This is a genomic window from Agromyces sp. H17E-10 (genome assembly GCF_022919715.1).
GTDB lineage: Bacteria > Actinomycetota > Actinomycetes > Actinomycetales > Microbacteriaceae > Agromyces.
Window position 1 is genome coordinate 121348 of sequence record NZ_CP095042.1, and the last position, 9693, is coordinate 131040.

At 72.0% G+C, this 9693-nt stretch carries 9 protein-coding genes; 4 read left to right on the plus strand and 5 right to left on the minus strand.

The window, feature by feature from the left end; genetic code table 11:
• Nucleotides 1-3: 3 nt before the first annotated feature.
• Nucleotides 4-522 carry a flavin reductase family protein gene (locus MUN74_RS00595; RefSeq protein WP_244856515.1) on the plus strand — a complete coding sequence of 173 codons (519 nt, stop codon included), beginning with the start codon at nt 4-6 and terminating at the stop codon, nt 520-522.
• Nucleotides 523-574: 52 nt separating this feature from the next.
• Nucleotides 575-1207, plus strand: a complete 633-nt coding sequence (locus tag MUN74_RS00600) for a superoxide dismutase (RefSeq protein ID WP_244854421.1) — start codon at nt 575-577, stop codon at nt 1205-1207.
• A gap of 167 nt (nt 1208-1374) precedes the next feature.
• Here MUN74_RS00600 and MUN74_RS00605 read toward each other — a convergent pair whose 3' ends face one another.
• The 4 genes from MUN74_RS00605 to MUN74_RS00620 form a co-directional block, all read right to left on the minus strand.
• Nucleotides 1375-2172 carry an ABC transporter ATP-binding protein gene (locus MUN74_RS00605; RefSeq protein WP_244854423.1) on the minus strand — a complete coding sequence of 266 codons (798 nt, stop codon included), beginning with the start codon at nt 2170-2172 and terminating at the stop codon, nt 1375-1377.
• Nucleotides 2169-3440, minus strand: a complete 1272-nt coding sequence (locus MUN74_RS00610) for a Fic family protein (RefSeq protein WP_244854425.1) — start codon at nt 3438-3440, stop codon at nt 2169-2171. The genes MUN74_RS00605 and MUN74_RS00610 overlap by 4 nt, the downstream gene beginning before the upstream one ends.
• Nucleotides 3441-3558: 118 nt before the next feature.
• Complete coding sequence (gene rlmN / locus MUN74_RS00615) at nt 3559-4800, minus strand: dual-specificity RNA methyltransferase RlmN (RefSeq protein WP_370647322.1); 1242 nt, start codon at nt 4798-4800, stop codon at nt 3559-3561.
• 105 nt (nt 4801-4905) lie between these two features.
• Nucleotides 4906-5553 (minus strand): helix-turn-helix domain-containing protein, encoded by a 648-nt coding sequence (locus MUN74_RS00620; protein ID WP_244854427.1) that lies wholly within the window; start codon nt 5551-5553, stop codon nt 4906-4908.
• Between the two features lie 109 nt (nt 5554-5662).
• On the opposite strand from MUN74_RS00620, the gene MUN74_RS00625 reads away from it, so the two are divergent.
• Nucleotides 5663-6883: a globin domain-containing protein gene (locus MUN74_RS00625; protein ID WP_244854429.1), complete on the plus strand. Its 1221-nt coding sequence runs from the start codon at nt 5663-5665 to the stop codon at nt 6881-6883.
• A 51-nt stretch (nt 6884-6934) separates the two neighbouring features.
• Nucleotides 6935-7441: an O-acetyl-ADP-ribose deacetylase gene (locus tag MUN74_RS00630; RefSeq protein ID WP_244854431.1), complete on the plus strand. Its 507-nt coding sequence runs from the start codon at nt 6935-6937 to the stop codon at nt 7439-7441.
• A 48-nt stretch (nt 7442-7489) separates the two neighbouring features.
• Here the strand turns inward: MUN74_RS00630 and helR are convergent, their stop codons facing one another.
• On the minus strand, nt 7490-9643 hold the full coding sequence (gene helR / locus MUN74_RS00635; RefSeq protein WP_244854433.1) for an RNA polymerase recycling motor ATPase HelR: 2154 nt from the start codon (nt 9641-9643) through the stop codon (nt 7490-7492).
• Nucleotides 9644-9693 lie beyond the last annotated feature (50 nt).

Consider the following 9693-nt stretch of genomic DNA (forward strand, 5'->3'; position numbering starts at 1 on the left):
GCGCTGACCGAGCCCGCCGACGACGCCGCCCCCGGGCTCGCCGACGCGTTCAAGTCCGCCTTCCGTTTCCACCCGGCCGGTGTCGCCCTCGTCTCGGCGGGCACCGCGACCGGCCCGGTGGGGCTGACCGCCTCGAGCGTGGCCTCGGTCGCCGTCGACCCGCCGGTACTCTCGTTCTCGGTCACCCGCGCGACCGGTTCCGCGGGCGCGCTGCTCGGCGCCGAGTCGTTCGTCGTCCACCTGCTCGCCGAGCACCAGGTCGCGGTCGCCGAGGCGTTCGCACGGTCGGGTGCCCCGCGTTTCACGGCCGAGCAGGGATGGACGCGACTGCCGACCGGCGAACCGGTGCTCGCCGATGCGCGCGCGGCTCTCCGCTGCCGAGCACTCCAGCTGGTGCCCGTCGGCAGCTCCACCCTCGTGGTCGCCGAGGTCCTGGAGGTGCATCATGGACCGGAGGCCCCTCCACTCGTGTACCACGATCGTCGCTACGTGCGCCTCGGCGACGAGGCATCCGAATTCTGACCCCGCCAGCCGGCGACCGCCGGCGGCCATCCCCGAAGAAGGAGACATCGCAATGTCGACCTACACCCTGCCCGACCTGCCCTACGACTACGCGGCGCTCGCACCGCACATCTCGGCCACGATCATGGAGCTGCACCACTCGAAGCACCACCAGGCCTACGTGACGGGCGCGAACACGGCGCTCGAGCAGCTCGCGGAGGCGCGTGCGACGGGTCAGCTCGCGAACGTCAACAAGCTCGAGAAGGACCTCGCGTTCAACCTCGGCGGCCACATCAACCACAGCGTGTTCTGGCAGAACATGTCGCCCGACGGGGGCGGCTCGCCCGAGGGCGAGCTGTCGGCGGCGATCGACGACGCGTTCGGGTCGTTCGACGCGTTCCGCTCGCACTTCACGGCGACCGCGCTCGGCGTGCAGGGCTCGGGCTGGTCGGTGCTCGCCTGGGACTCGGTCGGGGCCCGCCCGGTCGTGTTCCAGCTGTTCGACCAGCAGGGCAACGCCCCGCTCGGCGTCACCCCGCTCCTCCAGCTCGACGTGTGGGAGCACGCGTACTACCTCGACTACAAGAACGTGCGGGCCGACTACGTGAAGGCGTTCTGGGAGATCGTGAACTGGGCCGACGTCGCCGCCCGCTTCGACCGCGCCCGCTCGGCGACGAGCGGCCTCATCGTGCCGGGTGCCGCCTGAGCACGCCCGCACCGCGCCCGCCGAGGCGCCGGCGACGCCGGCGCCTCTCGGCGGCGCTGCTCGCCGTGCAGCTGCGCCGCTGGGGGCTGGTCGCGATCATCGCGCTCGTCGCGATCGGCACGCTGATCGCAGCCCTGCAGGGGCGCTGAGCCCGGCACCGACGCTCGTCAGACGCGCACTCCGCGCGTCGCCCGCGCGGCCCACCGGTCTCCGTCGCGGGTCACGGCGATCGCATGTTCGAAGGCGTTCGTGATCGTCTCGCTCGTGACGGCCAGGTCGACCGGTCCGGATGCGACGACCCGCCCGTGCGCGATGACGAGTGCGTGGCTCGTCGTCTCCGGCAGTTCCTCGAGGTGATGCGTCACGAGGATCGATGCGAGGTCGGGCGCGCGGTGCGCGAGGTCGTCGAGCGTCTCGAGCAGCTGCTCGCGGGCCGCCACGTCGAGCCCGGTCGTCGGCTCGTCGAGCAGCAGCAGTCTCGGCTCCGCGACGAGCGCCCGCGCGATGAGCGCCCGGCCCCGTTCACCCTGCGAGAGCGTCGGCCACGTCGCGTCGCGCCGGGCGGCGAGCCCGACGTCGTCGATCAGCGCGTCGGCCGACGCGATCTCGGCGGCGCTCGGCGACCAGCGCATCGGCGTCTCGATCGTGCCCGTGAGGCCCGTCAGCACGACCTCGCGAACGGTCAGTCGCGAATGCAGCGGGTGTCGCGGGTCGACCTGTCCGATCTCGCGACGCAGCTCCTGGAGGTCGACCCTGCCGAGCCGGCGGCCGAGCACGTCGACCGTGCCCGACGTCGGGTGCGTCTTCGCCCCGCAGAAGCCGAGGATCGTGCTCTTGCCGGCGCCGTTCGGGCCGAGCAGAGCCCAGTGCTCGCCGGCGCGAACGGTCAGGTCGATCCCGTGCAGGATCGGGTTGCCGTCGCGACGGAAGGTGACGTCGCGCAGTTCGAGGACCGGTTCGTTCACGCATTCGCTCCGTTCGGTTCGACGGGGCGCGGCGGTCCGAGCCTCGGTGCCCGTTCGCGGGTGTCGCCGCCGCCCACGCGGTTGCTGCGCTCGGCGAGCGAGACGAGCGCGAGGTGGCGGTCGGCCGTCCAGCAGATCAGCCGTCCCTTCTGGTCTTTGCTGCGACCGAGGATGCCCGCGTCGGCGAGCTCGGCGAGCGCCCGCTGGGCGGCGGCCTTCGAAACGCCATGCCGGGCCGCGACGACGTCGATCGTCTGCACCGGTTCGCCGGCGAGGTCGCCGAGCACCTTCAGCACGACGGCGTCGCTGCGCGGATGCGCGGGCGTCGCGCCGCGCTGACGTCGGCTCGCGACGAGCTGCTCGACGAGTTCGCCGTCGAGTCGGTCGAGTTCGTCCGCAAGGCGGACGGCATTGCCGGCCGCGAGCTCGGCGGCGTGCGCGAAGCCGATGACCCAGTCGTCGAGCGCGGGCGGATCGGCCCGGAACGCGGTGAGCCCCGCGAGGTACGCGTTCGTGTCGCCCGCGAAGACGGTGCTGATCGGTACGAGCACGTTGCGCACCGCATCGGCGCGGCGCAGCACGGTGTGGATCAGTGCGCGGCCCGTGCGCCCGTTGCCGTCGATGAACGGGTGGATCGTCTCGAACTGCGCGTGGGCGATCGCCGCGCGCACGACGGGGTTGCCCTCGGTCGCCGTGACGAAGCGGGCGAGGTCGTCGACGAGGCGCGGCACCTCCGACTCGGGCGGCGGCACGAAGTCGGCGCGAAGCGGGCTCCAGCCCGTGCCGCCCACCCAGTTCTGCTCGGTGCGCAGGCCCGGCGCGAGGGACGGTTCGATGAGGTGCTGCAGGCGCTCGAGGTCGCGGACGGTGATGGCGCGGTCTCGGTCGGCGAGCTCGTCGATCGCTCGCTCGGTCGCGCGCACGTTCGCGACGACGTCGAGCGCGACCTTCGGTCCGGTCTCGAGCAGCTCCGCGACCGCGAGGCGCTTCGGAGTGATGCGGTTGCCCTCGATCCACGACGACGAGATGCTCTCCGAGCGGATGAGCAAGTGGTTGAGGTAGCCGCCACGGGCGCCGATCCGTTCGTCGGCCCGCGCGAGCACCGCGAGCGCGTCCTCGGCGGCGCGGCGGGCCTGCTCGCCGATCTCGGGCACGTCGGTTCCGAGCTCGTCGGGCACGTACGCGAGGAACCGGCCGGGCGCGCGGTCGCGTCGGCTGAGGTGCGAGGCGTCGTTCGGCTGCCACACGCGTTCGACGAACCGGCCCATGGCGCCTCCGTCCGTCGATCCGACCGTTAATCAACTTTATGCGAACTAAAGTTGATTTTCCAGTGGGGATGCCACGGCTGGACGCGACGGGGACGGCTCCCCCGAGGCATCCGTCGATCTAGGCGTCGGCCGCCGCGAGCTGCCCGCAGGCGCCGTCGATCTCCTTGCCGCGCGTGTCGCGGATCGTCGTCGGGATGCCCGCGGCCTCGAGGCGACGCACGAACTCCTGCTGCACGTCCGTGTCGGAGGCCGTCCAGATCGAACCCGGCGTCGGGTTGAGCGGAATCGGGTTGACGTGCACCCAGCCCCGTCCGCGCTCGTTGAGCTTCTCGGCGAGCAGGTCGGCGCGCCAGCCGTGGTCGTTCATGTCCTTGATGAGCGCGTACTCGATCGACACGCGACGGCCGGTCTTGTCGAAGTAGGCGCGCGCGGCGTCGAGCGCCTCGTCGACCTTCCACCGCGAGTTCACCGGGATGAGCTCGTCGCGCAGCTGGTCGTCGGGCGCGTGCAGGCTCAGGGCGAACGTGACGGGCAGGTCTTCGTCGGCGAGCTTCCTGATCGCGGGCACGAGACCGACGGTCGACACCGTCACGCCGCGCGCCGACATACCGAGCCCGTCGGGCGCAGGCGCCAGCATCGTGCGCACGGCCGACATCAGCCGGGCGTAGTTCGCGAGCGGCTCCCCCATGCCCATGAACACGATGTTCGAGACGCGATCGGGCGTGTGGTCGCCCTTCTTGCGGCCGCCGAGCTCGCCGCGCGCGAGGGCCGCGTTCGCCATGACGACCTGCTCGACGATCTCGGCCGCCGACATGTTGCGGGTGAGGCCGGCCTGCCCGGTCGCGCAGAACGGGCAGTTCATGCCGCAGCCGGCCTGACTCGAGACGCACAGCGTGACGCGGCCCGGGTAGCGCATGAGCACCGACTCGACGAGGGCGCCGTCGTGCAGCTTCCACAGGAACTTGATCGTGTCGCCGTTGTCGGTCGTGAACCGCCGCACCTCGGTGAGGAGCTTCGGCAACACTGCTCCGGCGAGCGCGTCGCGCGACGCGGCGGGCAGGTCGGTCATCTCGGCGGGGTCGTTCGTGTGGTGCACGAAGTAGTGGGTGGCCAGCTGCGCGGCGCGGTAGCCCGGGAAGCCCAGCTCGGCGACGTGCGCCTTGCGGTCGGCCGGCGCGATGTCGGCGAGGTGCACGGGCGGCTTGCCGCGCTTGGGCGAGGCGAACTGCAGCATCGGGCGCCCATCGGGGCCCTTCTTCTGCTCCCAGCCTTCGGTCGCAGGGCGCACCTGGCGGGCTTTCGTGGGGCGCACGGCGCCGGCAGTTGCGGCGGGGCGGGCCTGTTCGGTCGAGTTCGTCACCTCTCAAGGGTACGCGGCCCGGTCGGGTGACGGCTGGATGCCGCGGGCGACGACTTCACGCGCGGCGATGCGCCCGCTCTCGGCCGGTCCGGCGGCTCACTGCGCTCAGCCCTCCGTGCTCGCATCCGACGCCGCAGCGGGAGCGACCGCGTCACGGCGAGTGAGCGAGAGCCGGCACCGGTGCTCGGTCACGAAGGGCTCGAGGCGACCGACCGCGAGCGGGCCGCCGGCCTGGTGCAGCACGTCGGCGACGAGGCGCGCGTGCACCGAGCAGACGAGTGCCGGATCGTCGTCGATGAGGTCGTGGAAGCGACACGGGGCGAGCTCGAAGGCGAGCGCCGCGTCGTCCAGCTCCGGTTCGAGGCCGGCGTCGTCGAGGTGCTCGTAGAGCACGTCGAGCTGACCTTGGGCCGCGGCGTCGACGGCAGGCGCTTCGCCGATCGTCGCACGCAGGAGTGCCCCGCGTCGACGCGCCGCTGCGATGCGCTCGCCCGCGACCGCGCTGGTCGCAGCATCCTGCACCGCGTGGAAGCCGATCGGCGGCCGACCACGCGAGTTCGTCGGGATCGCCTCACCGCGGACGAGGCCCTCCCGCTCGAGCACCTGGAGGTGATCCCGCACCGTGTTGACGGGGATGCCGCACTCCTCGGCGAGCTCGGCCGCACGTCGGCCCGGCATTCGCTGGATCGCCTGCAGCAGGCGCATGCGGCTGGGCTGCGTGAGGCCGCGGAAGTCGCCGGTTCGACGTGGCACGTCGCAATTCTACGACGCGTCGAATAAGTCCGGTGGAACCGGACGCGAACGCGAGGACCGCGGTCCGAGACTCGGTACGACGCGTTCTCTCGAACCTGGAAGGTACGTCATGCAGCTCTCTGCCGAGTCCGAAGCCATCGTCCGTGCGACCGCCGGGGTCGTCGCCCAACACGCCGAGGAGATCACACGCGTGTTCTACCCGGCGATGTTCGCGGCGCATCCCGAGCTCCTCCGCGTCTTCAACCGGGCGAACCAGGCCGTCGGCGAGCAGCCGAAGGCCCTCGCCGCCTCGGTCGTCGCCTTCGCCGTGCAGCTCATCGACCCCGACGCTCCCGACTTCTCCCCCGTCATGCGGCGCATTGCGCACAAACACGTCTCGCTCGGCATCACGGCCCGCCAGTACACGATCGTCGGCAAGCATCTGCTCGACGCCGTCGGCACCGTGCTCGGCGACGCGGTCACCCCCGAGGTTCGAGCCGCCTGGGACGAGGTGTACTGGCTCTTCGGCTGCTCGCTCATCGCAGAGGAGGCGAAGCTGTACGCCCTCGGCGGCACCGACCCCGACCATCCGTGGCGGGCCTACCGCGTCGTCGAACGGCTCGAGGAGTCGGACGACGTGTTCTCGCTCGTGCTGGCGCCGGTCGAGGGCACGGCGCCGGAGCACCGGACCGGCCAGTACGTCGCGATCGCCGTCGACCTGCCCGACGGGTCGCGCCAGCCTCGGCAGTACACGATCTCGTCGGGCCCCCGCGGCGACTCGCTGCGTGTCACGATCAAGCGGGTCCTCGGCGTCGGCGACGCGCCCGACGGCCAGGTGTCGGGCTGGCTGCACGAGCACGCTCGACCGGGTACGGTCCTCGACGTCTCGCAGCCCGCCGGCGACGTCGTGCTCGACGACTCGGACGACCCGCTCGTGCTGGTGTCGGCCGGCATCGGCATCACGCCGGTCGCCGCGATCCTCGAAGACCTCTCGCGCACCCAGCCGCACCGAACGGTGCGCCTCTTCCACGCCGACCGTGCGCACGACACGCACGCACTGTACGACTCGCTCCGGCGCCAGGTGCTCGCGATGGAAGACGCCCGCGCGCAGAACTGGTACGAGCGCGATGCCGACGAGGCGCCCACGCTGCACCCCGCACTGCCCGGGTTCATGGACCTCGGGCAGGTCGACCTGCCCGAAGCACCGACCGTCTTCATGTGCGGCCCGCTGCCCTTCATGCGCGCCATGCGCGAGACGCTCATCGGCCGCGGCATCCCGAGCGAACGGATCCAGTACGAGGTCTTCGGACCCGACCTCTGGGCGCAGAATCCTGCCGCGGTTCCGGCCTGATCGAAGCCGGGCGGCCTCGCGTTGGCGGGCCGCCCGGTGCACACTGGTGGCATGGCCGTCGTCACCGCCGTCCTCGGCGACATCACGGAACAGCGCGTCGACGCGATCGTCAACGCGGCGAACAACGCGATGCGCGGGGGCGGTGGCGTCGACGGCGCGATCCACCGCGCAGGCGGTCCCGCCGTGCTCGAGGACTGCATCGCGAGGTTCCCCTACGGCTTGGCGACAGGCGATGCCGGCTGGACGACGGGCGGGGCACTCCCCGCACCGTGGGTGATCCACACGGTGGGCCCGAATCACCGGGCCGGCGAGCGCGACCGGTCGCTCCTCGAGTCCTGCTATCGCCGATCGCTCGCCGTGGCCGACGAGCTCGGGGTGCACTCGATCGCGTTCCCGCTCATCAGCGCCGGCGTCTACGGCTGGCCCCTCGACGACGCGATCGCCGCCGCGATCGAGACGATCGACGCGGTGGACACGAACGTCGACGACGTGCGGCTCGTCGCCCGCGATCCCGAGATCTTCGAGCGGATCAGCGCGAGGCTCGCCGAGCAGCCGTGACGGCACCTCCCGAACGGGCGACGACGGCGACCGCGACGAGCGCGACGCTCAGCCGCTCGTGAGCACCACGAGCTCGCGCGTGGTCCTCGTCATCGCGACGTAACGATCGACCGCGCCCTCGATCCCTTCGCCGAACCGGTCGGGGTCGACGAGCACGACGAGGTCGAACTCGAGGCCCTTCGAGACCTCCGGACTCAACGACCGCACACGCGGGGTGCTCGCCAGGTGGGGAGCACCGATGACGCAGGCGGTGCCGTCCGGGTGCGCGGCGAGCCAACGCTCGAGGATGATGCCCAACTCGCCGACGGCGCCCCGAGCGACCGGTACGCCGCTCCGGCGGATCGAGGTCGGCACGTTGGCGTCGGGCAGCGCGGCACGGATGATCGGCTCGGCCACCTCCATGACCTCCTCGGGGGTGCGGTAATTGACGCCGAGCGCGGTGAGCCGCCCGTTCGGGACCCCGAGACGCTCGAGCCGTTCGAGCCAGGACTCGGTGAACCCGTGCCTCGCCTGCGCGCGGTCGCCGACGATCGTGAGACTGCGCGACGGGCAGCGCGCGAGCACCATCTGCCACTCGGCGTCGGTGAGCTCCTGCGCCTCGTCGACGACGACGTGCGCGAACGGACCCGCCAGGACTTCGGGTTCGGAGCGCGGCCCCTCGTCGACGTCGTCGGCGAGGGTGTTCGTGAAGTCCTGTCCCCGCAGCATCGACATGAGGTGCATCTCGGAGTCGTCGGCGGCGATGAGCTCGTCGCGCACCCGCTCGCGCTGCTCGAGCTCGGCTGCCGCGGCGAGACGTCGCCGTCGCCGTCGCGCGGTGGCCTCCGGGTCGCCGATCAAGCGCCGTGCGGCATCGAGCAGCGGCAGGTCGGCGACGGTCCAGGCCCGGGCGTCGTCGCGCTGCAGGCGTTCGACCTCGCTCGACGAGAGCCATGGCGCGCAGCGCCGCAGGTAGGCGGGCACCGACCACAGGTCGGCGACGACGCCGACCGGGTCGAGGAGCGGCCACGAGCGGTTGAACGTCCGTACGAGCTCGTCGTGCTGTTCGAGCGCTCGACGCACGAGCGCGGGCGGCACCTCGTCGTCGTCGAACTGGTCGAGCAGGATGCCGAGGAGCGCGTCCCAGACCTCCGCACGCGCCTCGTTGTGAGCGGTGCCCGGCTCGGGGGCGTCGAAGGCCTCCGCCCAGTCGCCTGCGCTGAGATACAGCTCCGCCCAGGGTGTCTCGACGACGAGTTCATCGGTGGGCGGCTGTTCGTACCCCCGCACGGCCGTCTCGATCGCGCCGACGAGCGATGCCGTCGATTTCAGTCGCGCGACCGCCGGGTCGTGCTCGGGCACCGCGTCGGCGCCCTCCTCGACGAGGTCGCGAAGGGTCGCCATCCGCACGCCTTCCTCACCGAGGCTCGGCAGTACATCGTCGACATACGACAGGTAGGCGTGGCTCGGGCCGACGAAGAGCACGCCGCCGCGCCGCGCGTCGAGCCGCGGGTCGGAGTACAGCAGGTAGGCCGCGCGGTGCAGCGCGACGACGGTCTTGCCCGTGCCCGGTCCGCCGTCGACCACGAGTGCGCCGCGGGAGCCGGCACGGATGATCGCGTCCTGGTCGGCCTGGATGGTGCCGAGCACGTCGCGCATCCGCGGCGAGCGGTTCGCGCCGAGGCTCGCGATGAACGCCGACTGGTCGTCGGGCGCGAGGCCGTCGACGCCCGTCCCGGGCGTGAAGACCTCGTCCCAGTAGTCGGTGATCCGCCCGCGGGTCCACCGGTACCGGCGCCGGCTCGACAGACCCATCGGATCGCCATGCGTCGCGCCGAAGAACGGCTCGGCGGCGCGCGCGCGCCAGTCGACGAGCAACGGCTCGCCGTCGTCGCCCGTGAGTCCCGCGCGACCGATGTACACGGGTTCGCCGCCGTCGGCCGGGACCATCCGCCCGAGGCAGAGGTCGACGCCGAACCGCTGCAGCAGCCGGATCCGGGCACTCGTGCGGTGGATCTCGAGGTCGCGCTCGAGCGCGGCTTCGCCCCCGCGGCCCGGCAGCGCGCAGAGATCGGCGAGCCTGGCGCCGAGGTCGGCGGCCTGGGTTTCGAGGTTCGCCGCGATCCGGGCGAACCACCGCTCGTCGGCGGCGATCGATTCGGGTGACGCCTTGGCTGCGAGGCGGTCGGGAAGGGCGAAGACGTCGGTCGACGAAGGGGTCAAATGCTCAGCTCCAGGTAGACGGAAGCGTCAATCATCGCCCCCGCCGGGGC